Origin of the sequence: Quatrionicoccus australiensis (assembly GCF_020510425.1) — a bacterium.
GTDB lineage: Bacteria > Pseudomonadota > Gammaproteobacteria > Burkholderiales > Rhodocyclaceae > Azonexus > Azonexus australiensis_A.
The window spans coordinates 1741722-1764144 of record NZ_JAHBAH010000001.1 but is presented as its reverse complement, the minus strand read 5'-3'; the positions used below and the strand labels follow the sequence as shown (position 1 = coordinate 1764144).

The window sequence follows — 22423 nt, the reverse complement described above, 5'->3', positions numbered from 1 at the left end:
ATAACGTCCGGGCTGGCCGCGATCCGGCCTATTCCCGTTCCAGAAACCGCTCCAGCAACACATTCAAAAAGCGCCGTCCCTTGAGCGTCGGCGCAATCTTTTCCGGGCCGACCTCAAGCAGTCCTTCGGCTTCCGCCGCTTTCAGTTGCGGCAGGATCAGGCCGAGCGGTTGCGCCGTGCGCGCTTCGAACAGGCTTGGGTGAAAGCCGTCGGCCAGGCGCAGGGCGTTCATCATGAATTCGAAGGGCAGGTCGGTGGCGGCGACTTCGTTCGATTCCTGCACCGGATTGCCGCTGGCGATGTTTTCCAGATAGGCCTTGGGGTGTTTCCAGCGCATCTGGCGCAGCACGCGGTCGTGCAGCGTCAGTTTGGAGTGGGCGCCGGCGCCGATGCCGAGGTAGTCGCCGAAATACCAGTAATTGAGGTTGTGGCGGCATTGCCGGCCGGGCTGGGCAAAGGCCGAGGTTTCGTAATTCGTGAAGCCGGCGGCAGCGAGCTTTGCCTCGATCGCATCCTGCATGTCGGCACAGGTGTCGCCTTCCGGCAGTTCGGGCGGGAAGGCGGCGAAGCGGGTGTTCGGCTCCAGGGTCAGCTGGTAGCACGAGAGATGGCTGGGCTTGAAAGATAGCGCTGTATCGACGTCGCTGAGCGCCTGCTCCAGCGTCTGGCCGGGCAGGCCGTACATCAGGTCGAGATTGAAGGCGGGGAAATGCTCGCCGGCCAGTTGCGCGGCGCGTTTCGCTTCGCCGGCATCGTGGATGCGGCCGAGCGCCTTGAGATGGCCTTCGTTGAAGCTCTGGATGCCGAGCGACAGGCGATTGACGCCGGCAGCGCGAAAGCCGGCGAATTTCTCCGCTTCCACCGTGCCGGGATTGGCTTCGAGCGTGATTTCGGCTTCCGGCGCCAGCATGGCGAGGGTGCGGAAGGCGGTGATCAGTTCGTCGACGGCCGCCGGCGAGAGCAGGCTGGGTGTGCCGCCGCCGAAGAAGACGCTGACCACCGGCCGGCCCCAGATCAGCGGCAGGGCGGATTGCAGGTCGGCAATCAGCGCGTCGACGTACTGCCGTTCGGGAATCTCGCCGTTGGCCTCATGCGAGTTGAAGTCGCAGTAGGGGCATTTCTGCACGCACCACGGCACATGCACGTAGAGCGCGAGCGGCGGCGAGACGCGGAATTCGAGCGCCTGGGCGGTCGACACCGCTTTTTGGGCAAAAATGGGAATGGTGCGGGCCATGGGCTTTCCGGAATGGGGCAATCGGACAGAGAGCGGTCAGCGCGCCCGGAAGTTCAGTTTTTGCGGTTTTCGGGGCGTCGACCGCTGGCCGGGTCAGAGCGCCGGCAGCCGCTCGATCAGCTTCTGCATGGCCTGGCCGCGATGCGAGACACTGTTCTTGGTGTCGGCATCGAGTTCGGCCGCGGTCTGGCCGAAGGCCGGCACGAAGAACAGCGGGTCGTAGCCGAAGCCGCCATCGCCGCGCGAGGCGGGCAGGATTTCGCCGTGCCATTCGCCTTCGGCGATCAGCGGTTGCGGGTCGTCGGCGTGGCGGACGAGGACCAGTACCGAGACGAAATGGGCGCGACGGTCCGGGTTGCTGCCGAGTTCGGCGAACAGTTTCTCGTTGTTGCGCGCATCCGATTTCGGCTCGCCGGCATAGCGTGCCGAATAGACGCCGGGCGCGCCGCCGAGCGCCGCGACGCACAGGCCGGAATCGTCGGCGAGGGCCGGCAGGCCGGACAGCTTGGACGCATGGCGCGCCTTGGCCAGCGCATTCTCGACGAAGGTGCAGTGCGGCTCTTCCGCTTCCGGGATGCCGAGCTCGCCCTGCGCGATGACCTCGAAGCCGAGCGGCGCGAGCAGCGCGTTGAGTTCTTTCATCTTCTTGGCGTTGTTGGAGGCGAGGACGAGTTTTTTCATGGTTCAGGTAGCGGAAAAAGTGCCTTTTCCAGCGGTCGACCGCTGGAAAACAGTAAAAATGCTCAACTGGCCAGCGCGCTTTGCTGCGCGGCGATTAGCTGACGGATGCCGGCTTCGGCGAGGTCGGTCAGCACGTTCATCTGCTGGCGGGTGAACGGTTCGCCCTCGGCCGTGCCCTGGACTTCGACGATGCCGCCAGCGCCGGTCATGACGACGTTCATGTCGGTATCGCAGTTGGAGTCTTCCGGGTAATCGAGGTCGAGCACCGGGGCGCCGTTGTAGATGCCGACCGAAACGGCGGCGACGTGGTCGCGCACCGGGTTGGCGGGCAGCTTGCCGGCGGTGACCAGCTTCTCGCAGGCTTCGTAGAGCGCGATCCAGGCGCCGGTGATCGAGGCGCAACGCGTGCCGCCGTCGGCCTGCAGCACATCGCAGTCAAGCGTGATCTGGCGTTCGCCGAGCGCCTTGAGATCGACCACGGCGCGCAGGCTGCGCCCGATCAGACGCTGGATTTCCTGGGTGCGGCCGGTCTGCTTGCCCTTGGCGGCTTCACGCGAGCTGCGCGAGTGGGTGGCGCGCGGCAGCATGCCGTACTCGGCGGTGACCCAGCCCTGGCCCTTGCCGCGCAGGAAGGGCGGCACGTTTTCTTCGACGCTGGCATTGCACAGGACGCGTGTGTCACCCATCTCGATCAGCACCGAGCCTTCGGCATGGCGGGTGAAGTTGCGGGTGATGCGGACCTGGCGGAGCTGGTCGGCCTGGCGTTGGCTGGGGCGCATGGGGATTCCTTATTTTTTCGGGTTGTATTTGTCGATGGCGTTGCGGATTTCCTCAATCGCCTTTTCAATTTCGTCTTCGGTCAGATCGCTCTTGTAAGCCGGGTTGCGCCCGAACTCTTCAAGTCGCGTCGTCACTTCGCCCTGGGTCATGGTCTGCGTCGAGATCGAGCTGGTTGCTTCCTCGACATAGCTTTGCTCCCAGCGCACGGCAACCACGGAGAGGTTGTCGCCATGCGGTCCACCCTTGATTTCGGCCTGTTTCATCAGGGTCGGTACGGCTTCGAGCAGGTTGGTGCCATGCAGGCTGATCGCCATCTGCTCGCCGGAGGTGACGCCCCACAGGCCGTCGCTGCACAGCAGCAGGATGTCGCCGTGTTCGAGTGGTGTCTTGCGCGAAAACTCGATTTCCGGCGGCGTCGGGCTGCCCAGGCAACTGTAGATCTTGTTGCGATCCGGGTGGTGCGCAGCCTGGATTTCGGTAATCAGGCCTTCCTCGATGAGCAGGCGGACGCGCGAGTGGTCGCGCGTCTGGGTGATCACCTTGCCGTCGCGCATCAGGAACAGGCGCGAGTCGCCGGCGTGTGCCCAGTAGGCGACATTGTCCTGGACCAGGCAGGCGACGCAGGTCGTGCGCGGCGAGTCTTTCAGGTGATGCAGGGTCGCGTAGTCGAGAATGGCGTGGTGCGCATTGCTCATTGCTTTTTGCAGGAAGCGGAACGGGTCGCCGATCAGCGGCTGCGCTTCGTGCTGGAAGCTGTCGGCCAGCGTCTGGATGGCGATCTGCGCGGCGATCTCGCCGTAATGGTGGCCGCCCATGCCGTCCGCCACCGCCATCAGCAGTGCGTCGCGCGAGTAGCAATAGGTGGTGCGGTCCTCGTTGTTGGCGCGGCCGCCCTGCAGGCTGTCCTGATAAATGCTGAATCTCATTTAGTCGGCTTCCGGAATTTTCCGACCAGGCGGTCCAGCCAGTGCTCGGCATCCTTGGGGCTGGGCGGCGTAATCGTTTCGACCAGTGCCTTCTGCAGCGTGAAGACACTTTGCGGCCGGTAAAGATGGTTGAGGTTCAGGCACCAGTCGATGATCTCGAGCAGGCGGTCGGAGTACTGGCCTTCCCAGCGCATCATCGCCGGGCCCAGGGTGTCTTTTTTCATGCGCTCGTCGGCCGCCTGCGGCGCAGAGCCGGCCAGGCAGGCGTACATCGAGGCGCCGACGCTGTAGATGTCGCTCCACGGCCCGAGATCCTTGCGCGAACCGTAATGCTCGGGCGAGGCGAAACCCGGCGTGTACATCGGCTTGAGGATCGGCTGGTCGGTGATCAGGGTCTGGCGCGCGGCGCCGAAGTCGATCAGCACCGGCGTGTTGTCGCTGCGCAGGTAGATGTTGGAAGGCTTGAGGTCGAGGTGCAGCAGCTTGTGCGCATGCACCTCGCGCAGGCCGTTCAGCATGCGGGTGAATACGCCGCGGATGAAACGTTCCGAAATGTGGCCCTGGTGCTTGTGGATGAATTCCTGCAGCGTGCGGCCATGCTCATATTCCATGACCATGTACACGGTGTCGTTGGCGCGGAAGAAATTCAACACGCGGATCACGTTCGGGTGCGACAGCTTGGCCAGCGAACGGCCTTCTTCGAAGAAGCATTTCATGCCGTAGCGGAAGGCGCCGAGGTGTTCGGCGGTAATCACCGGTTTGACGTCGCCGTCATTGCGCAGTGCCAGACTGTTCGGCAGGTACTCCTTGATCGCGACCTGCTGGTCGTCGGCATCGGTCGCCAGGTAGACGATGGAAAAGCCGCCGAGCGAGAGCTGGCGGTCTATCGTGTACTCTTCCAGTTGGAAGCCGTTGGGTAACGGCTGATTGGCTTGTTGCGCCATTGGGCTCGCGGTTATGATGCGTATCAGGCATTTTCGGGCGTGTTGTCCGGCCTGTAAAGCGGAGACACTCCAGACATGATTTCCAGTATGACCGGTTATGCAGTTAAAACGCGCGATATCGAGCGCGGAACGCTGCAACTTGAGCTTAAAAGCGTCAATTCCCGCTATCTCGATTTTCATTTTCGCATCAGCGAAGATTTGCGTGCGCTCGAGATGCCGTTGCGTGAACTGCTTGCCTCGCGTCTGGCGCGCGGCAAGATCGAGTGTCGGCTGTCCTTCAATGCGTCGGCGGCACGCGCCGATCAGCTCGAACTCAACGCCGACCTGCTCGGCTCGCTGACCGTGCTCAACGCGCGCGTTCGCGAAGCGATGCCGGAAGCGCGACCGCTCTCGGTCAATGACGTGCTGCGCTGGCCGGGCATGTTCGGCGACCAGTCGATCGACTTTGCCACCTTCAATGCGCCGGTGCTGGCGCTGGCCCGCGAGGTGCTGGACGAATTCACCGCCAGCCGCGGCCGCGAAGGTGAAAAACTGGCTGCAATGATCGTCGACCGGGTGAACGCCATGCGCGACATCGTCCGCAACGTGGCGCCGCGCATTCCCGAAGCGCAGGCCCTGTTCGCCGACAAGCTGCGCCAGCGTCTGCAGGAAGCCCTCGGCAACGCCAGCGACGACCGCATCATGCAGGAAGTCGCCGTGTTCGCGACGCGCATCGATGTCGCCGAAGAACTGAGCCGTCTCGGTACCCATCTCGACGAAGTCGAACGTGTTCTCCGTCAGGGCGGCGCCAGCGGCAAGCGCCTCGATTTCCTGATGCAGGAACTCAATCGCGAAGCCAATACGCTCGGTTCCAAATCGGCGATTACCGAGGTGTCGCAAGCCTCGGTCGATCTCAAGCTGCTCATCGAGCAGATGCGCGAACAGATCCAGAATCTGGAGTAGTTCCGGCGTTTCCCGGTCGGGCAAAAGTCCGGCCGGTTCTTGCTCTCGGGCGTCGCATGCCCGATGCATTCCTGCTGTGCAGCGGGGCCTCTTTTTGCGCTAGACTGGCAATGCCTTTTTCATAAGGGTGTTTGCTTCCCAGGTGCGTTCTTCATTCGCATTTCGGGTTTTTCAGGTCTTGCAAAGGAGGCTGTCCGGCATGCCGACCCCGATTCAAAATGCCTCGACGGTTTCGCCGCGGACGCTGGCCTGGCAACTGTTTGCCGGCTGGCTGACGGTGGTCCTGTGCATTTGCGCTTTCGCCGGCTTGTTCCTGCAAAGCGGGCTTGAGCACGTTCGCTCCAGTGCCACACTGGAGGCAGAGAACCTGACCCAGGTGCTCGAGCGCGATGTCGCGGCTTCGCTGGAAAAGGTTGATCTGATCCTGCGCTCGGTGGCCGATGAATATGAGCGGCGGGCGCAGCTTGGTCCGGTGGGGCGCAGCGACATGGATGCGTTCCTGGCGCGTCTGGCGGCGCGCCAGGAGTCGATGCAGCGCCTGAGCATTGCCGATGCCGGCGGCGAGACAGGCGCCAGTTCAAGCCTGGCGGATCGCGACTATTTCAAGCTCTTACGCGCTGACGCCAGCACCGGGCTGGTCATTTCCAAGCCGATCGTTGGCCGGATCAGCGGCAAGTGGGCGATTGTGCTGGCGCGTCGACTCAGTGACCGGCATGGCGCGTTTGCCGGGGTTGCCTACGCCAGCCTGAGCCTCGAACATTTCGAAAAACATTTCGGCGCCTTGCAACTGGGGGCGCATGGCACGGTCAGTCTGCGTGATGCCGATCTGGGGGTCATGGTTCGCCTGCCGAAGATCGGGGCGCTGGTGAACTATGGTTCGACGGTAGTTTCCGATGATTTTCACACGGCGCTGGCGGCGAATCCCCTGCACGGGGTTTACCGGGCCGGCGTCAGCAGTGTTGATGGCATGCCGCGCCTGCACGTTTTTCGTTTCAATCCGCAGTACCGCTTCTACGTCAATGTCGGGGTGGCCGAGGACGATTACCTGGCCCCCTGGCGCAACCAGGTGCTGACGACGCTCGTGCTGCTGCTCGTCTTCATCGTGCTGAGCGGTCTGTGTGTGCTGCTCCTGCAGCGCTATGCACGGCGTCTGGCGGATCGCGAGGGCATGCTGCGGACCATCTTCGAGGCGTCCGACGGCGCCATCTTTCTGCTGGATGCGCAGGGGCGGATCACGCATGCCAACGAGCGCATGGCCGGCATGCTGGCTTGCCGTCTCGAGCAGCTGATGGGCAGCGATTACCTGACCTATGTCGTTGATGCCGAGCGCGCGGAGGCCGCAGACTGGTTGCGGCGCCTGCTCCGTGCCGAAGTCCCCTTTGCCCGTCACGAACGGGTCTATCGGCGGGCTGATGGCGGTGTGTTCTGGGGCTTTCTCTGTGCCCGGCCCTTGCAGGATGGGCGCGGTTGTCCGGTCGGGCTGGTCGGGCTGATGACCGATATCGACGAGCAGAAGAAAAATGCGAAGGAGCTGGAAAACTATCGCCTGCACCTCGAATGCCTGGTTCGCGAGCGAACGGTCGAACTGGAGAGCGCCAAGGACGCCGCGGAGTCGGCCAGTCGCGCCAAGAGCAGCTTCCTGGCCAACATGAGTCACGAGATCCGCACGCCGATGAATGCCATCATCGGCCTGACTCACCTGTTGCAGCGTGAATTGCTGGTGCCGGCGCAGGTCGACCGTCTGGACAAGATTTCGAGCTCGGCCCATCATCTGATGGCGATCATCAACGACGTGCTCGATATCTCGAAAATCGAGTCCGGCAAGCTGGTCATCGAATCGGCGCCTTTCGCCGTGGCCGATGTGCTGGCGGAACTGAGTGGTCTTTACGCCGGTCGGGCGCAGGTCAAAGGCTTGTCATTCACGACCTCGACGGGTGATCTGCCGGCGCTGCTGGTGGGCGACCGGACGCGTTTGTCGCAGGCGCTGCTCAATTACCTGGCAAATGCGATCAAGTTCACCGCGACGGGCGGCATCGAACTGCGGGCGCGGGTGCTTGAAGAAAATGAAAGCTCGCTGCTCGCCCGTTTCGAAGTGCAGGACAGCGGGATCGGCATTGCGGCAGAGGTATTGCCACGCCTCTTCATGGCCTTCGAGCAGGCGGACAACTCAACGACTCGCCAGTATGGCGGTACCGGTCTCGGGCTGGCGATCAACCGGCGTCTAGGTGAGTTGATGGGCGGCGCCGTTGGTGTCGAAAGCACACCGGGTGTCGGTAGCACCTTCTGGATCAATGTCCGTTTTGGCAAGCTGGCAGCGGTCGACCGTCCGGAAGAGGCGGATTCCGCAGTGCTCGCCGACAATGAAGCGACGCTTCGGGAAAACTGCTGCACTGCCCGCCTGTTGCTGGTGGAAGACGACCAGATCAACCAGGAGGTGGCGCTTGAGCTGCTGCGCGATTTCGCCGGGCTGCAGGTCGATCTGGCCGAAAACGGCGCGCTTGCCGTGCGCATGGCCAGTAATGCCTGCTACGACCTGATCCTGATGGATCTGTTGATGCCGGAAATGGATGGTTTCACTGCCACGCAGCAGATTCGCGCCTTGCCTGCGTACGGCCAGACACCGATTCTGGCGATGACGGCCAACGCCTTCGATGCCGACCGGGCACGCTGTCTGGCGGCGGGAATGAACGATCACATACCGAAGCCGGTCGACCCGGAGCTACTTTTCAGTAAACTGCTGCACTGGCTGCCGCGGGCAGTCGCTGATCAGAAACGTCCAACCCAGGAATAAACCATGGCCGGAAATCTTTATGTCGTCGCCGCCCCGTCCGGCGCCGGCAAGACCACGCTTGTACGCCTCCTGCTCGAAGCCGAGCCGGTGCGCCTGTCGATCTCCTTCACCACCCGCCAGCCGCGGCCGGGCGAGCAGGACGGCCGCGAATACCATTTCGTCGACACGACAACTTTCCGCGCCATGATCGAGCGTCAGGAGTTTCTCGAATGGGCCGAAGTGCATGGCAATTTCTACGGCACTTCGAAAAAATGGATTGCCGACCAGCTGGCGGTCGACGCCGATGTCCTGCTCGAAATCGACTGGCAGGGCGCGCAACAGGTGCGGCAGCAGTTTCCCGAGGCGATCGGCATCTTCATTTTGCCGCCCTCGATGGAAGAGCTGGAACGCCGTCTGACCGGGCGCGGCACCGATGCCGCCGACGTCATCGCGCGTCGTCTGGCCGCAGCACAGGCCGAGATGCTCCATGTCGGGGAATTCGACTATGTTATTATTAACAACCAACTGGAAGAGGCGCTGCTTGATCTGCGCGCCGTGGTGCGTGCATCCCGTTTGCAGTACGCCGCGCAAGCTGCCCGGCACGCTGCCCTCTTCGACCGAATGATCTGATTTTCCGAGGTTTTACATGGCTCGCGTTACGATTGATGACTGCCTGAAAAGAATTCCCAACCGCTTCCAGATGACCCTGACGGCGGCCAACCGTGCCCGTCAGCTGGCCAATGGCGCGACCCCGCTGGTCGAAGCCGGCAAGCACAAGCCGACGGTTGTTGCCCTGCGCGAAGTCGGCGCCGGCAAGGTCGGCATCGAAATCCTCAACCGCAGTCTGGGCTGAGTTCGGCGCGGTGAATGCTGATGGGGTCAACGCCGTCATCACCACCGCCTGCCATGGAAGAACCCGCCTACCGGGTTTTTCTCGATAGTCTCGACTATCTTTCTCCGGAAGAAGTAGCGCAGATCGAGAAGGCGTATGCCTTCTCGGCCAAGGCGCATGCGCACCAGAAGCGCATGTCCGGCGAAGCCTACATCACGCATCCGCTGGCTGTGGCCGGCGCCGTCGTCGAATGGCGGATGGATGCCGATGCCGTGATGGCGGCACTGCTCCACGACGTGCTGGAAGACACCGGCACCAGCAAGCGCGAACTGGCCGACCTGTTCGGCAAGGAAGTCGCCGAGCTGGTCGATGGCCTGTCCAAGCTCGACAAGATGGAATTCGCTTCCTACCAGGAGGCGCAGGCCGAGAATTTCCGCAAGATGCTGATGGCGATGGCGCGCGACCTGCGCGTCGTGCTGATCAAGCTCGCCGACCGCCAGCACAATCTGGCGACGATGTCGGCGATGCGTCAGGACAAGCGCGCCCGCATCGCCCGCGAAACCCTGGAAATCTACGCGCCGATCGCGCTGCGTCTGGGCTTGAACAAGCTGTACCGCGAGTTGCAGGACACCTGCTTTCGCCTGATCCACCCGCATCGCGCCGAGGTGCTGACCAAGGCGATGAAGGCGGCACGCGGCAATCGCAAGGAACTGCTGTCGCGCATTCTCGACGGCATTCGCGACAAGCTGACGAGTGCCGGTCTGAAGTCCGAGGTGTTCGGGCGCGAAAAGAGCCTGTACTCGACCTTCTGCAAGATGAAGGAAAAGCACCTCTCCTTCTCACAGGTGCTCGATATCTATGGTTTCCGGGTCGTCGTCGAGAATGTGCCGACCTGCTACCTGGCGCTCGGCGCCCTGCATGCGCTGTACAAGCCGGTGCCCGGCAAGTTCAAGGACTACATCGCGATTCCCAAGGCGAACGGCTACCAGTCGCTGCACACGACGCTGATCGGTCCGTACGGTACGCCGGTCGAGGTGCAGATCCGCACGCACGAGATGCATCATGTCGCGCAGGAGGGCGTTGCCGCTCACTGGCTGTACAAGGACATCGAGGATAGCGGCGCCGATCTGCAGATCAAGACGCACAAGTGGCTGCAGTCCCTGCTCGAAATGCAGAGCGGCGACTCGTCCGAGTTCTTCGAGAACGTCAAGATCGACCTCTTCCCGGACGAGGTTTACGTGTTCACGCCCAAGGGCAAGATCATGGCCCTGCCGCGCGGCGCCACCGTGGTCGACTTCGCCTACGCCGTGCATACCGACGTCGGCCACCACTGCTCGGCGGCACGCGTCAATCACGAACTGGCGCCGCTGCGCACCGAGATGCGCAATGGCGATCTGGTGGAGATCATCACCTCGGCGCAGGCCAGCCCGAATCCGGTCTGGCTGACTTACGTCAAGACCGGGCGGGCGCGCAGCAAGATCCGCCACTTCCTGCGCACGATGCAGAACGAGGAATCGTCGCGTCTGGGCGAACGCCTGCTGCGCCAGGAACTGCTCTCGCTCGGCGTCGTGCCGATCTCGATCCCGGCCGATGCCTGGGACCAGATGGTCAAGTCGAGCGGCCAGAAGAACATCGAAGAGATCTACACCGACATCGGCCTCGGCAAGCGCCTGCCTTCCGTGGTTGCCCGTCGCCTGCTGGCGCGCGAGGACATGGGCACCGACCTGCCGGGCAACATGGCGCTCGCCATCCACGGTACCGAAGGTATGGCCATCCAGCTGGCGCGCTGTTGCCAGCCGATTCCGGGCGATCCGATCATCGGTTCGATCAGGAAGGGCAGCGGTCTGGTGATTCATACCCATGACTGCCCGAGCATCCGCAAGTCGCGCTCGACCGAGCCGCAGAAGTGGATCGATGTCGAATGGGAGCCGGAAGAAGGCAAACTGTTCGACATCCGGATCAAGGTCGAGGTCAAGAACACGCGCGGCGTGCTCGCCCAGGTCGCCGCGGCGATCGCCGAAGCCGGCTCGAACATCGAGCATGTTTCGATGGATGCCGATTCCGAGCATCTGTTCACGCTGCTCCGCTTCACCATCCAGGTCGCGCACCGCAACCATCTGGCAGCCGTGATGCGCGGCATGCGCCATATTCCGGAAGTCACCCGCATCGTGCGGGAGCGCGGGAGCGAAGTTTGAGGGTACTCGTGCTGGGCGCCGGCGTCGTCGGCACCACGACCGCATGGTATCTCGCCCGCGCCGGACACGAGGTGACGGTCGTCGATCGCCAGCCGGTGGCCGGCAACGAAACCAGCTTCGCCAACGGCGGCCAGATTTCCGTCTCGCATGCCGAACCCTGGGCCAATCCGCATGTCCTGCCGCGCCTGCTGAAATGGCTGGGGCGCGAGGATGCGCCGCTTCTCTGGCGCTGGCGGGCCGATCCGGCGCAACTCGCCTGGGGCCTGCGTTTCCTGCGCGAATGCCTGCCCGGCCGGACGCGCCACAACATCGCGGCGATCGTCGCCCTCGCGCTTTACAGTCGCAGCCAGCTGCAGGCGCTGCGCCAGGAGCTCGATCTGCGCTACGACCATCTCGAGCGCGGCATCCTGCATATCTACACCGAAGCCGACGAGTGCGAACGCGCCGTCGAGGCGGCGCGCATCATGCGCGAATTCGGGCTGGATCGCGAGACGGTCGACGTCGAAAAATGCCTGGAAATCGAACCGGCCCTGAGCGGCGCCCGTCATCTGCTGGTCGGTGGCGATTACACGCCGTCGGACGAGTCGGGCGACGCCCACAAATTCACGCGCGCACTGGCCGACAAGGCGCAGGCGGCCGGCGTTGATTTTTGCCTGAATACGACGGTCGACCGTATCGTCGCGGCCGACGGCAAGATCAGCGGCGTGCAGGTGCATGACGCCGACGCTGCGCGCATGCTGCAGGCCGATGCCTACGTGCTGGCGCTGGGCAGCTATTCGCCCTTGCTGCTCAAGCCGCTCGGCATCGGCTTGCCGGTCTATCCGGCCAAGGGCTATTCGGCAACGCTGACTTTGGCCGATGGTTGTGTCGCGCCGACGGTCAGCCTGACCGACGACGAGCGCAAGCTGGTCTTTTCCCGCTTCGGCAATCGCCTGCGTATTGCCGGCACGGCCGAGTTCAACGGCTACAACCTCGAACTCAATCCAGTGCGCTGCCGCGCCTTGATCGAGCGCACGCAACGCCTGTTTCCCGGCCTTGATCTGGCGGCCGAACCGGAATACTGGTGCGGCCTGCGTCCGGCGACGCCGTCCAATCTGCCGTACATCGGTCGCACGCGCTACGCCAACCTGTGGCTCAACACCGGCCACGGCACGCTGGGCTGGACGCTGTCCTGCGGTTCGGCGGCGGCATTGGCCGACTTGATGAGCGGCCAGCGCGCGGCACCGGATTTCCCCTTCATCCGATGCTGATCGACACCCACTGTCATCTCGATGCGGCCGAGTTTTCGCCGGATCGCGATGCAGTGCATGCGGCGGCACTGGTCGCCGGCGTCGAGCGCATCGTCGTGCCGGCCGTAGCGGTCGACAACTTTCTGGCGGTCAAAACCACGGTCGCCCGCTATCCCGGTTGTGTCGCCGCTTACGGTATTCATCCGCTCTACGTGATGTCGGCCAAAGACGAAGATCTGGCCGTATTGCGCGACTGGCTGCGCGCCGAGAAGCCAGTCGCGGTCGGCGAGATCGGGCTCGATTACTACGTTGCCGGACTCGATCCCGAGCGCCAGGCATTTTTCTTCGTCGAACAACTGAAACTGGCGCAGGAATTCAACTTGCCGGTATTGCTGCATGTCCGGCGGGCGGTTGATCAGGTGCTCAAATACCTGCGCCGGCATCCGGTTCGCGGCGGCATCGCGCATGCCTTCAATGGCAGCCGGCAGCAGGCGGAAGAATTCATCAAGCTCGGTTTCAAGCTGGGCTTCGGCGGCGCCATGACCTTCAGCGGCTCGACGCGTATCCGTGATCTGGCGGCGACTTTGCTGCTCGACGCCATCGTGCTTGAAACCGATGCGCCGGACATCCCGCCGGCCTGGTTGGCGCGCGGCCGCAATGCGCCGGCTGAACTGCCGCGCATCGCCAAGGTGCTGGCCGGCTTGCGCGCCATGGCGCCGGACGAACTGGCGGCGATCACCGCTGCCAACGCCCGGCACGTATTGCCCGGGCTGGGCTGACTCAGTCCTTATTCCGCAACGACCTTGCGGCGGACTTCCGGCCTGGCTTCGATAGCGGTCAACACGCCGTTTTCGTCAAAAATGGCGTCGAAGCCCTCAAAACTGCTCAACCAGTAATGCCAGGTCTTGCTCTCGATCAGCGGGTTCTCGTCATAGACCGGATAGCCGACCGCCATCAGCACCTGTTCGCGATTCATGCCGCGAACCAGGCGGGCGCTGCCGATCGCTTCCTGGATTCTTTTCGGATAAGACTTCAGTTTGATCAGCGGGTCCTGCTCGACGATATAGCGTTTGGCGAAGGCATCGAGCGACATGTTGCGGCTGTAGTCGTTGCCGATTGCCTGGCGGCGGCCATTGATCGTTAACAGGACGCGGTGCTTGCCGTAGCCGTCCATCGACAGAGGCGTGCCGGCCGGGAGCATCGTCTTGCCGCTGTCGGCATAATTGATGTCGCTGATCCAGCTCCCGTCGGTGCGCATGTTGCAGCACAGGAAACCGTAACCCTCGGCGGCGGCGTTTGCTGCGCTCAGCGCGGCGAGGCAAAGGAATGCGGCAAGTTTCAAGGTGGTAACTCCTTTGAAGGGGGCGGATGGCAATCCTAGCAGCTTCGTTTGCGAAATGAGCATGGCATTGGCGAGTCCAGCCTGCATCAACAAAAAGGGGAGCCGAAGCTCCCCTTTCTGGATGTCCTGTACGGGATCAGGCCGCTTCAGCCAGTGCGCCGCGCATCTTTTGCAGCGCCTTGACTTCGATCTGGCGAATCCGCTCGGCCGACACCGAGAACTCGTCGGCCAGGTCGTGCAACGTTGCCGCTTCGCCGTCATGCAGCCAGCGTGCCTCGATGATGCGGCGGCTGCGCGCATCGAGTGTGCCAAGCGCTTCCTGCAGGCCTTCGTTCTGCTGCCGGGCAATCGCCTTGTTCTCGATGACGCGGGTCGGCTCGTAGCGCGAGTCGGCGAGGTAATCGATCGGCGCAAAAGCTTCGTCGCTGTCGTCCGGGCTGCCTTCCAGTGCCAAGTCGCGGCCGGTCAGGCGGGTTTCCATCTCGACCACTTCTTCCGGCTTGACGCCGAGACGGGTCGCCACTTCGCCGGCCTGCGTGCCGGACAGCGTATCGACGCCTTCGTAGTCGTTCTTCAGGCTGCGCAGGTTGAAGAACAGCTTGCGCTGCGCCTTGGTCGTCGCCACTTTGACCAGGCGCCAGTTCTTCAGGATGTATTCGTGGATTTCAGCCTTGATCCAGTGCATGGCAAACGAAACCAGACGCACGCCGCGCGTCGGGTCGTAGCGTTTGACTGCCTTCATCAGGCCGATGTTGCCTTCCTGGATGAGGTCGGCATGCGGCAGGCCGTAGCCGAGATAGCCGCGGGCAATGGAGATGACGAGGCGAAGATGCGAGAGCACGAGCTGGCGGGCCGCTTCCACATCACCTTCATCATGGAAACGCTCGGCCAGCCTGATCTCCTCAGCCTCGGAAAGCATGGGATAACGGTTCGCGGCCTGGATATAGGCATCGATGTTACCGACTGCTGACGGGATGGGAAGCGCCAAGGCGTGGGTCATAGCGTGGTTTTCTCCTGCAAGGGTTGCAAATACATTCTAGCACTCGCTGCCTGTGAGTGCTAATAGTGGAAAAAGTTTCCCGAAGCGTGTTGTCGCCATAGCGAATCAAGGTGTGCCGATTCGTCAGACGGTGGCTGTGAGTCTCTATTTTGTCGTCGCCTCTTGAAATCCCCGGGGGGCGACCTTATTATTTAGCACTCACCGGTTGCGAGTGCTAACAATAGCCCGCTCCGTTCCCGGGCGCCTTTAGGTGTGCCGGCCAATTTCATCTCTGTGAACCACGAGGAGTTAGCCTTATGAATATCCGTCCTTTGCACGACCGTGTGATCGTCAAGCGCGTTGAAGCCGAACGCACCACCGCTTCCGGCATCGTCATTCCTGATTCCGCTGGCGAAAAGCCGGATCAGGGCGAAATCCTGGCCGTTGGCCCGGGCAAGCGCGACGACAACGGCAAGCAGATCGCCCTGGACGTCAAGGTGGGTGACCGCGTTCTGTTCGGCAAGTACGCCGGCCAGTCCGTCAAGGTCGATGGCCAGGAAGTCCTGGTCATGCGTGAAGAAGACATCATGGGCGTTCTGCAGAAGTAATTCCTGCACCCCGGCAAAACTTCGGTTGGCCAGCGGTCAACCGGAAAAACAGATCAAAATTCAGGAGCTATAAATGGCAGCTAAAGAAGTCAAATTCGGTGATTCCGCCCGTGCCCGCATGGTCGAAGGCATCAACATCCTGGCTGATGCAGTCAAGGTTACCCTCGGCCCGAAGGGTCGCAACGTTGTGCTCGAGCGTTCCTTCGGCGGCCCGACCGTCACCAAGGACGGCGTTTCCGTCGCCAAGGAAATCGAACTGAAGGACAAGTTCGCCAACATGGGCGCCCAGATGGTCAAGGAAGTTGCTTCCAAGACCTCCGACATCGCCGGTGACGGCACCACGACCGCCACCGTTCTGGCCCAGGCCATCGTCCGCGAAGGCATGAAGTACGTTGCCGCCGGCATGAACCCGATGGACCTGAAGCGCGGTATCGACAAGGCTGTGGTCGCCACCATCGCCGAACTGCAGGCTTTCTCCAAGCCCTGCACGACGACCAAGGAAATCGCCCAGGTCGGTTCCATTTCCGCCAACTCCGATGCTGACATCGGCGAAATCATCGCCAATGCCATGGAAAAGGTCGGCAAGGAAGGCGTCATCACCGTTGAAGACGGCAAGTCCCTGGCCAACGAACTCGACGTCGTCGAAGGCATGCAGTTCGATCGCGGCTACCTGTCGCCCTACTTCATCAACAACGGCGACAAGCAGCAAGCCCTGCTCGAAAACCCGTTCGTCCTGCTCTTCGACAAGAAGATCTCCAACATCCGCGACCTGCTGCCGATCCTGGAACAAGTCGCCAAGGCCGGCCGTCCGCTGCTGATCATCGCTGAAGATGTCGATGGCGAAGCCCTGGCTACCCTGGTCGTCAACAACATCCGTGGCATCCTGAAGACCGTTGCCGTCAAGGCCCCGGGCTTTGGCGATCGTCGCAAGGCCATGCTCGAAGATATCGCCATCCTGACCGGCGGTACCGTGATCGCCGAAGAAACCGGCCTGACGCTGGAAAAGGCTGTCCTGAAGGATCTGGGCCAGGCCAAGCGCATCGAAGTCGCCAAGGAAAACACCACGATCATCGACGGCGCCGGCGAAGCTGCTGCCATCGAAGCTCGCGTCAAGCAGATCCGTATCCAGATCGAGGAAGCCACTTCCGATTACGACAAGGAAAAGCTGCAGGAACGTGTTGCCAAGCTGGCTGGCGGCGTTGCCGTCATCAAGGTTGGTGCAGCGACCGAAGTCGAAATGAAGGAAAAGAAGGCTCGCGTTGAAGATGCGCTGCACGCTACCCGCGCTGCCGTGGAAGAAGGTATCGTCGCCGGCGGCGGCGTTGCCCTGATCCGCGCCCGTGCTGCCGTTGGCAAGCTCAAGGGTGACAACCACGATCAAGATGCCGGCATCAAGATCGTGCTGCGCGCCATGGAACAGCCGCTACGCGAAATCGTCGCCAATGCCGGTGACGAGCCGTCTGTTGTGGTCGACAAGGTGCAGCGTGGCAAGGGTAACTACGGTTACAACGCTTCCACCGGCGAGTACGGCGACATGGTTGAAATGGGCGTGCTGGATCCGACCAAGGTCACCCGCACCGCACTGCAGAACGCCGCTTCCGTGGCTGCTCTGATGCTGACCACCGAATGCATGGTTGCTGAACTGGCCGATGACAAGCCGGCCGGCGGCATGCCTGACATGGGCGGTATGGGCGGCATGGGTGGTATGGGCGGCATGGGCATGTAATTGCCCCGTCCAGGCCTCACCGCTTGAGAAGAGCCCCGCCTTGTGCGGGGCTTTTTTTGTCCGGCAATTAATTAATGCTTACTGCAATAAATTAACTATTTCGAAATCGCTTACGCGCTGTAAGTTGGCTGTAAGACGCTCCGCCTAAATTACGCTCCGCAGCAATGCCTCTATAAACAATATAGTCTGAGGAGCAAATCAATGTCACAGCACACCGGCAGCTATGCGCAGATTCGGGACAACCCGAAATTCAAGTCGCTGATCGCCAAGCGTAACGCCTACGCGTTCATGATGACTTCGCTCATGATGATCGTGTACTACGGCTACATCCTGTTGATCGCTTTCAACAAGGAATGGCTGGCCACGAAGATCGGCGAGGGTTACACCACTTCCATCGGCATCCCGATGGGTCTGGGTGTCATCATCTTCACCATTGTTCTCACCAACATCTACGTTCGTCGTGCCAATACGGAATTCGACGACGAAGCCGCCCAAGTTCTGAAGGAGGCCGGTCAGTGAACGCCAACTACAAACACATCCTGGGCGGCCTGGTCGCCCTGCTGGCAGCCGGTGCTGCCGCTGCTGCCGGTGCTGATCTGGGTCAGACGACCCAGCAGGCTACCAACTGGACCGCGATCGCCATGTTCGGCGCCTTCGTCGGTTTCACCCTCTACATCACCAAGTGGGCTGCCGGCAAGACCAAGACCGCTGCTGACTTCTACACGGCCGGCGGTGGTATCACCGGTTTCCAGAACGGCCTGGCAATCGCCGGCGACTACATGTCTGCCGCTTCCTTCCTGGGTATTTCCGGTCTGGTGTTCGCCAACGGCTTTGACGGCCTGATCTTCTCGATCGGCTGGCTGGTCGGCTGGCCGATCATTACCTTCCTGATGGCTGAGCGTCTGCGCAACCTCGGCAAGTTCACGTTCGCTGACGTGGCTGCCTACCGTTTTGCCCAGACCCCGGTTCGTTCCTTTGCCGCTACCGGCTCCCTGGTCGTCGTCGCTTTCTACATGATTGCGCAGATGGTTGGTGCCGGTCAGCTGATCAAGGTTCTCTTCGGTCTGGAATATCACTACGCCGTGATCATGGTCGGCATCATCATGATGATGTACGTGCTGTTCGGCGGTATGACCGCAACGACCTGGGTGCAGATCATCAAGGCCGTCATGCTCCTGACCGGTGCGACCTTCATGGCCGTCTCCGTGCTGCTGCAGTTCGGTTTCAGCCCGGAAGCGCTGTTCACCAAGGCTGTTGAAGTTCACTCCAAGCACGACGCCATCATGTCGCCGGGTGCCCTGATCAAGGATCCGGTTTCCGCGATCTCGGTCGGTATGGCCCTGATGTTCGGTACGGCTGGCCTGCCGCACATCCTGATGCGCTTCTTCACGGTGCCGTCTGCCAAGGAAGCTCGCAAGTCCGTGGGCTGGGCGACCACCTGGATCGGCTACTTCTACATCCTGACCTTCATCATCGGTTTTGGCGCCATCGTCAATCTGGTGCAGAACCCGGCTGACTACTACGTCGGCGGCGAAATCGCCAAGGGCCTGAAGGGCGGCGGCAACATGGCTGCTGTGCATCTGTCCCGGGCTGTTGGTGGCGACCTGTTCCTCGGCTTCATCTCTGCCGTGGCCTTCGCAACCATCCTGGCTGTGGTGGCTGGTCTGACCCTGTCCGGTGCTTCTGCCGTGTCGCACGACTTGTACGCTACGGTGTTCAAGAAGGGCCAGGCTTCTTCCGAAGACGAACTGCGCGTTTCCAAGATCACCACCATCTGCCTCGGCGCACTGGCTGTTGTTCTCGGCATCCTGTTCGAAAAGGAAAACGTCGCTTACATGGTGATGCTGGCTTTCGCCATCGCTTGTTCTGCCAACTTCCCGGTTCTGTTCATGTCTGTCCTGTGGAAGAACTGCACGACCAAGGGCGCTACCATCGGTGGTTTCGTCGGCCTCTTCGCCGCCGTTGCCCTGACCGTGATGTCGGCCAACGTCTGGGAAGCCGTGCTGCACAATCCGAAGGGCTCGGCTCCGTTCCCGTACTCTTCGCCGGCCATCTTCTCGATGACCCTGGCTTTCTTCACGATCTGGCTCGTGTCCATCCTGGACAACTCCGAGCAGGCCAAGAAGGAACGTGCCCTGTTCCCGGATCAGCTGATCCGTTCGGAAACCGGCCTGGGTGCATCCACCTCCGGCGGTCACTAAGCCGACAGCTCGCTGTCAGTAAAAAAGCCCGGGTTTCGACCCGGGCTTTTTTTCGTCCTGATTTTGGCATGAAACAGGCAGTCGACCGCCTGGGAGGCAAATACAGTGGACGTGCTTGTGCACTGCGGAAATTGCAGTGCAGTTTATTTGTTAGACTTGTCAGGCTTTTTGGGGAAAAAAACGGTAGGGGGTCACCCAGTGCAGGATCGGGTCACCCCCTGAGCTGCGGCTGAGCCGCAGACTCCGAGACCATAAAAGGAGAACAGCCCGCTCAGAATAATGCAGCAGGCTTACAAAAATCTTACGCGAGTACAGGCAACGAACACATGCGCATTCTTATCGCTGAAGACGACACCATTATTGCCGACGGTCTGGTGCGCTCACTGCGCCAGGGCGGCTACGCTGTTGATTGGGCGCCCAATGGCCTGGAGGCCGATGCGGCGTTGATGACGGTTTCCTATGACTTGCTGATCCTCGATCTTGGCTTGCCCAAGCTGCCCGGACTTGAGGTGCTCAAGCGCCTGCGCTCGCGCAATTCGCAGGTGCCGGTGCTGATCCTGACGGCGCTGGATGGCACGGGTGACCGCGTCAAGGGGCTCGACCTGGGGGCGGATGACTACATGGTCAAACCGTTCGAGCTGGTCGAGCTGGAGGCGCGCGTGCGGGCCTTGACCCGGCGTTCGGCGGGTACGACGCCGACTATCCAGTGCGGCTTGCTGACCTATGACCAGGTCGGGCGGGTGGCGCAGATCCAGGGGCACTCCCTGGACCTGTCGGCACGCGAAATCGGCCTGCTCGAGGTTCTGCTGACGCGCATGGGGCGCCTGGTCAGCAAGGATCAACTGGTCGATCATCTTTGCGGCTGGGGTGAAGAGGTCAGTCACAACGCCATCGAGGTGTATGTGCATCGGCTGCGCAAGAAACTGGAGGCGGGTGGGGTCAAGATCGCGACCGTACGCGGTCTGGGTTACTGTCTTGAGCGGCCGCAGGGTGAGTAATTGAGCAATCTCTCCGGCAGCGAAACCGAGCGTTCCCTTTTTGGCGAAATCCTTGACTGGATGCTGGCGCCGCTGCTTTTTGTCTGGCCGCTCAGCATCGCCTTCACGCATTACTTCGCCAACAACGTCGCCAACTTTCCCTACGACCAGGCGCTGCGTGAGCATGTTGCGGCGATAGCCCGCCAGGTCAAGCTGGTCGGCGGCAAGCCGGTGCTGACTCTGCCGGCGTCGGCGCGCGCGTTGTTGCGGGCGGACGAGACAGACAGCGTCTATTTTCATGTCGTGACGCAGGATGGCAAGTTGCTCGCGGGTGACAAGGAATTGCCGATGCCGCCGGTCGATATTGCCGGCGACTCGCCATTCTCCGGTGAAATCTATCTGCGCGATGCCGACTATAACGGCCAGGATCTGCGGATGGCCTATACCTATCTGGCCGACGCCCAGTTGCCGCGTGAGCGCTGGATCGTGGTCGAAGTTGCCGAAACCACCGAAAAACGCACGCAGCTTGCCAACAAGATTGTTGCCAGCGTGATCCTGCCGCAATTCATCATCATTCCGCTCGCCGTCATGCTGGTCTGGTTCGGCCTGTCGCGCGGCTTGCGGCCGTTGACCCGGTTGCGCCAGATGATTGAGACACGCGAGCCGGCGGATCTTTCGCCGATCGCAACGCGGCGGGTGCCGGAAGAATTGGAGCCGCTGGTCGAGGCTTTCAATGCCATGCTCGAGCGCATGAAGAAAAACGTCGAGGCGCAGCAGCGCTTCGTGGCTGATGCGGCGCATCAGATGCGTACCCCGCTGACCGGTCTCAAGACACAGGCCCAGTTCGCGATGCGGGAAACCGATCCGGCGGCATTGCGGCATGCCCTGCGCCAGATTGCCACCGGTGTCGATCGGGCCGGGCGTCTGGTCAACCAGTTGCTGACCCTGGCGCGCACCGAGGGTGGTGAACCGGCACAACAAAAGCATGAGCCACTTGATCTTGCCTTGCTGGTCAGGGAAGTGGTCGAAGACTGGGTCATGCAGGCCATCGAGAAGGGCATTGATCTCGGCTACGAGGCAGACGGTGAGGCGATGATCGTCGGCAACGCTTTCCTGTTGCGCGAACTGGCCAAGAACCTGGTCGACAATGCCCTGCGCTATACGCCTTCCGGGGGGCATGTCACCTGTCGGATCCTGGCCAATCAGGCGACGGTTCTGCTCGAGGTTGAAGATGATGGCGTCGGGATCAGCGAGGAACAGGCGGAACTGGTTTTCGAGCGTTTCTACCGCGTTGATGATGCAACGACCGAAGGCAGCGGTCTCGGTTTGGCCATTGTTCAGGAGATCGCCATGCAGCACGGCTCGCGTGCCAGTTTGCGGCCCAATCCGCGTGGCCATGGGGCCGTGGCCCATGTGCTCTTTGCCGCCTGGCAGCCGCCACCGCCACCACCGCCGGAGCCGGATGACTATTCCGAGCTCTATCGTCAGTCGCCTCCGATCGGGACCTAAGGGCAGCGCAAGACAATCAATTTTGTATCCGGAGTCCGGAAAATTGCGCTTTTCTCTTGCCAGGGGCGACTCGCATCGCTATAATGCGCCCTCCTTTTGGCCAATTAGCTCAGTTGGTAGAGCAGCGGATTGAAAATCCGCGTGTCCGTGGTTCGATTCCGCGATTGGCCACCAGAATACTTCCTGGTAACTCAGGGAAAAACGCCAACCGCAAGCGGTTGGCGTTTTGCATTGCGGATCCGTATTGCGTGTGCCCGGCATCTTGCCGGCGCAATCTGCTTGTTGTTCCAGACGCCGATCGGCGAATAGAGGATGCATCTTGGCCAAACCTAACTACCAGTTCGAAAAGCGCCAGAGAGATCTCGCCAAGAAGAACAAGCAGGAAGAAAAGCGCCGGCAGAAGCTGGCCGGTAATGCCGGGGCCAACTCGAACGAGGCCGTGCCACATGACGAACTTCCCGTGGCGACGGCTGCCGTGCCGGAAGGCAACGACTCGCTCTAGCCGGCAAGACTCCCGGTGCGGGCTGGCCGGGGAAGTTGCACATTGA

21 protein-coding genes and 1 tRNA gene are annotated in these 22423 nt (G+C 61.8%); 15 read left to right on the top strand and 7 right to left on the bottom strand.

Annotated elements, in window-relative coordinates:
• Nucleotides 1-28 precede the first annotated feature (28 nt).
• The 5 genes from hemW to KIG99_RS08430 form a co-directional block, all read right to left on the bottom strand.
• Nucleotides 29-1234 carry a radical SAM family heme chaperone HemW gene (gene hemW / locus KIG99_RS08450; RefSeq protein ID WP_226459758.1) on the bottom strand — a complete coding sequence of 402 codons (1206 nt, stop codon included), beginning with the start codon at nucleotides 1232-1234 and terminating at the stop codon, nucleotides 29-31.
• 93 nt (nucleotides 1235-1327) lie between these two features.
• The gene (rdgB, locus tag KIG99_RS08445) at nucleotides 1328-1915 is read right to left on the bottom strand and encodes an RdgB/HAM1 family non-canonical purine NTP pyrophosphatase (protein ID WP_226459757.1); all 588 of its coding nucleotides are present in this window, start codon (nucleotides 1913-1915) and stop codon (nucleotides 1328-1330) included.
• A gap of 62 nt (nucleotides 1916-1977) precedes the next feature.
• Complete coding sequence (gene rph, locus KIG99_RS08440; RefSeq protein ID WP_226441458.1) at nucleotides 1978-2694, bottom strand: ribonuclease PH; 717 nt, start codon at nucleotides 2692-2694, stop codon at nucleotides 1978-1980.
• A gap of 9 nt (nucleotides 2695-2703) precedes the next feature.
• Nucleotides 2704-3621: a PP2C family protein-serine/threonine phosphatase gene (locus KIG99_RS08435; protein WP_226459756.1), complete on the bottom strand. Its 918-nt coding sequence runs from the start codon at nucleotides 3619-3621 to the stop codon at nucleotides 2704-2706.
• Nucleotides 3618-4565, bottom strand: a complete 948-nt coding sequence (locus KIG99_RS08430) for a serine/threonine protein kinase (RefSeq protein WP_226459755.1) — start codon at nucleotides 4563-4565, stop codon at nucleotides 3618-3620. The genes KIG99_RS08435 and KIG99_RS08430 overlap by 4 nt, the downstream gene beginning before the upstream one ends.
• A gap of 75 nt (nucleotides 4566-4640) precedes the next feature.
• Between KIG99_RS08430 and KIG99_RS08425 the strand changes: the two genes are divergently transcribed.
• From KIG99_RS08425 to KIG99_RS08395, 7 genes are all read left to right on the top strand, one after another.
• Entirely contained in the window at nucleotides 4641-5507 is an 867-nt protein-coding gene (locus KIG99_RS08425; RefSeq protein WP_226441455.1) for a YicC/YloC family endoribonuclease, read from the top strand.
• Nucleotides 5508-5706: 199 nt separating this feature from the next.
• On the top strand, nucleotides 5707-8298 hold the full coding sequence (locus tag KIG99_RS08420) for a response regulator (RefSeq protein WP_226459754.1): 2592 nt from the start codon (nucleotides 5707-5709) through the stop codon (nucleotides 8296-8298).
• 3 nt (nucleotides 8299-8301) lie between these two features.
• Nucleotides 8302-8907 carry a guanylate kinase gene (gene gmk, locus KIG99_RS08415; RefSeq protein WP_226459753.1) on the top strand — a complete coding sequence of 202 codons (606 nt, stop codon included), beginning with the start codon at nucleotides 8302-8304 and terminating at the stop codon, nucleotides 8905-8907.
• A gap of 16 nt (nucleotides 8908-8923) precedes the next feature.
• A complete protein-coding gene (rpoZ, locus tag KIG99_RS08410) occupies nucleotides 8924-9130 on the top strand; it encodes a DNA-directed RNA polymerase subunit omega (RefSeq protein WP_226459752.1) in 207 nt (68 codons plus the stop codon).
• A 53-nt stretch (nucleotides 9131-9183) separates the two neighbouring features.
• Nucleotides 9184-11304 carry a RelA/SpoT family protein gene (locus KIG99_RS08405; protein WP_226459751.1) on the top strand — a complete coding sequence of 707 codons (2121 nt, stop codon included), beginning with the start codon at nucleotides 9184-9186 and terminating at the stop codon, nucleotides 11302-11304.
• The gene (locus tag KIG99_RS08400; RefSeq protein WP_226459750.1) at nucleotides 11301-12554 is read left to right on the top strand and encodes a D-amino acid dehydrogenase; all 1254 of its coding nucleotides are present in this window, start codon (nucleotides 11301-11303) and stop codon (nucleotides 12552-12554) included. The genes KIG99_RS08405 and KIG99_RS08400 overlap by 4 nt, the downstream gene beginning before the upstream one ends.
• On the top strand, nucleotides 12548-13312 hold the full coding sequence (locus tag KIG99_RS08395) for a TatD family hydrolase (RefSeq protein WP_226459749.1): 765 nt from the start codon (nucleotides 12548-12550) through the stop codon (nucleotides 13310-13312). The genes KIG99_RS08400 and KIG99_RS08395 overlap by 7 nt, the downstream gene beginning before the upstream one ends.
• Nucleotides 13313-13320: 8 nt before the next feature.
• Here the strand turns inward: KIG99_RS08395 and KIG99_RS08390 are convergent, their stop codons facing one another.
• Complete coding sequence (locus KIG99_RS08390; protein ID WP_226459748.1) at nucleotides 13321-13875, bottom strand: outer membrane protein assembly factor BamE; 555 nt, start codon at nucleotides 13873-13875, stop codon at nucleotides 13321-13323.
• 136 nt (nucleotides 13876-14011) lie between these two features.
• Nucleotides 14012-14875, bottom strand: a complete 864-nt coding sequence (gene rpoH, locus KIG99_RS08385) for an RNA polymerase sigma factor RpoH (RefSeq protein WP_226459747.1) — start codon at nucleotides 14873-14875, stop codon at nucleotides 14012-14014.
• A 296-nt stretch (nucleotides 14876-15171) separates the two neighbouring features.
• On the opposite strand from rpoH, the gene KIG99_RS08380 reads away from it, so the two are divergent.
• The 8 genes from KIG99_RS08380 (at nucleotide 15172) to KIG99_RS08345 (ending at nucleotide 22377) form a co-directional block, all read left to right on the top strand.
• Nucleotides 15172-15462: a co-chaperone GroES gene (locus tag KIG99_RS08380; RefSeq protein ID WP_226441447.1), complete on the top strand. Its 291-nt coding sequence runs from the start codon at nucleotides 15172-15174 to the stop codon at nucleotides 15460-15462.
• A gap of 73 nt (nucleotides 15463-15535) precedes the next feature.
• Complete coding sequence (gene groL, locus KIG99_RS08375; protein ID WP_226441446.1) at nucleotides 15536-17188, top strand: chaperonin GroEL; 1653 nt, start codon at nucleotides 15536-15538, stop codon at nucleotides 17186-17188.
• A gap of 201 nt (nucleotides 17189-17389) precedes the next feature.
• Complete coding sequence (locus KIG99_RS08370; RefSeq protein WP_226441445.1) at nucleotides 17390-17707, top strand: DUF485 domain-containing protein; 318 nt, start codon at nucleotides 17390-17392, stop codon at nucleotides 17705-17707.
• Nucleotides 17704-19389, top strand: coding sequence for a cation acetate symporter (locus KIG99_RS08365; protein WP_404817877.1), 1686 nt, complete (start codon nucleotides 17704-17706; stop codon nucleotides 19387-19389). The genes KIG99_RS08370 and KIG99_RS08365 overlap by 4 nt, the downstream gene beginning before the upstream one ends.
• Before the next feature lie 326 nt (nucleotides 19390-19715).
• Nucleotides 19716-20387, top strand: coding sequence for a response regulator transcription factor (locus KIG99_RS08360; RefSeq protein WP_226441444.1), 672 nt, complete (start codon nucleotides 19716-19718; stop codon nucleotides 20385-20387).
• On the top strand, nucleotides 20388-21875 hold the full coding sequence (locus tag KIG99_RS08355) for a sensor histidine kinase (protein WP_226459746.1): 1488 nt from the start codon (nucleotides 20388-20390) through the stop codon (nucleotides 21873-21875).
• A 98-nt stretch (nucleotides 21876-21973) separates the two neighbouring features.
• Nucleotides 21974-22049 (top strand) — tRNA-Phe (locus KIG99_RS08350).
• Between the two features lie 145 nt (nucleotides 22050-22194).
• Nucleotides 22195-22377, top strand: coding sequence for a hypothetical protein (locus KIG99_RS08345; RefSeq protein ID WP_226459745.1), 183 nt, complete (start codon nucleotides 22195-22197; stop codon nucleotides 22375-22377).
• The last annotated feature ends 46 nt before the right edge of the window (nucleotides 22378-22423 follow it).

Bases quoted from the DNA above. Each gene is read 5' to 3' on its own strand.
- KIG99_RS08420 (WP_226459754.1), top strand. From the start codon at position 5,707: ATGCCGACCCCGATTCAAAATGCCTCGACGGTTTCGCCGCGGACGCTG.
- KIG99_RS08435 (WP_226459756.1), bottom strand. From the start codon at position 3,621: ATGAGATTCAGCATTTATCAGGACAGCCTGCAGGGCGGCCGCGCCAAC.
- KIG99_RS08430 (WP_226459755.1), bottom strand. From the start codon at position 4,565: ATGGCGCAACAAGCCAATCAGCCGTTACCCAACGGCTTCCAACTGGAA.
- gmk (WP_226459753.1), top strand. From the start codon at position 8,302: ATGGCCGGAAATCTTTATGTCGTCGCCGCCCCGTCCGGCGCCGGCAAG.
- rdgB (WP_226459757.1), bottom strand. From the start codon at position 1,915: ATGAAAAAACTCGTCCTCGCCTCCAACAACGCCAAGAAGATGAAAGAA.
- KIG99_RS08405 (WP_226459751.1), top strand. From the start codon at position 9,184: ATGGAAGAACCCGCCTACCGGGTTTTTCTCGATAGTCTCGACTATCTT.
- KIG99_RS08380 (WP_226441447.1), top strand. From the start codon at position 15,172: ATGAATATCCGTCCTTTGCACGACCGTGTGATCGTCAAGCGCGTTGAA.
- rpoH (WP_226459747.1), bottom strand. From the start codon at position 14,875: ATGACCCACGCCTTGGCGCTTCCCATCCCGTCAGCAGTCGGTAACATC.
- rph (WP_226441458.1), bottom strand. From the start codon at position 2,694: ATGCGCCCCAGCCAACGCCAGGCCGACCAGCTCCGCCAGGTCCGCATC.
- KIG99_RS08395 (WP_226459749.1), top strand. From the start codon at position 12,548: ATGCTGATCGACACCCACTGTCATCTCGATGCGGCCGAGTTTTCGCCG.
- KIG99_RS08360 (WP_226441444.1), top strand. From the start codon at position 19,716: ATGCGCATTCTTATCGCTGAAGACGACACCATTATTGCCGACGGTCTG.
- hemW (WP_226459758.1), bottom strand. From the start codon at position 1,234: ATGGCCCGCACCATTCCCATTTTTGCCCAAAAAGCGGTGTCGACCGCC.
- groL (WP_226441446.1), top strand. From the start codon at position 15,536: ATGGCAGCTAAAGAAGTCAAATTCGGTGATTCCGCCCGTGCCCGCATG.
- rpoZ (WP_226459752.1), top strand. From the start codon at position 8,924: ATGGCTCGCGTTACGATTGATGACTGCCTGAAAAGAATTCCCAACCGC.
- KIG99_RS08425 (WP_226441455.1), top strand. From the start codon at position 4,641: ATGATTTCCAGTATGACCGGTTATGCAGTTAAAACGCGCGATATCGAG.
- KIG99_RS08370 (WP_226441445.1), top strand. From the start codon at position 17,390: ATGTCACAGCACACCGGCAGCTATGCGCAGATTCGGGACAACCCGAAA.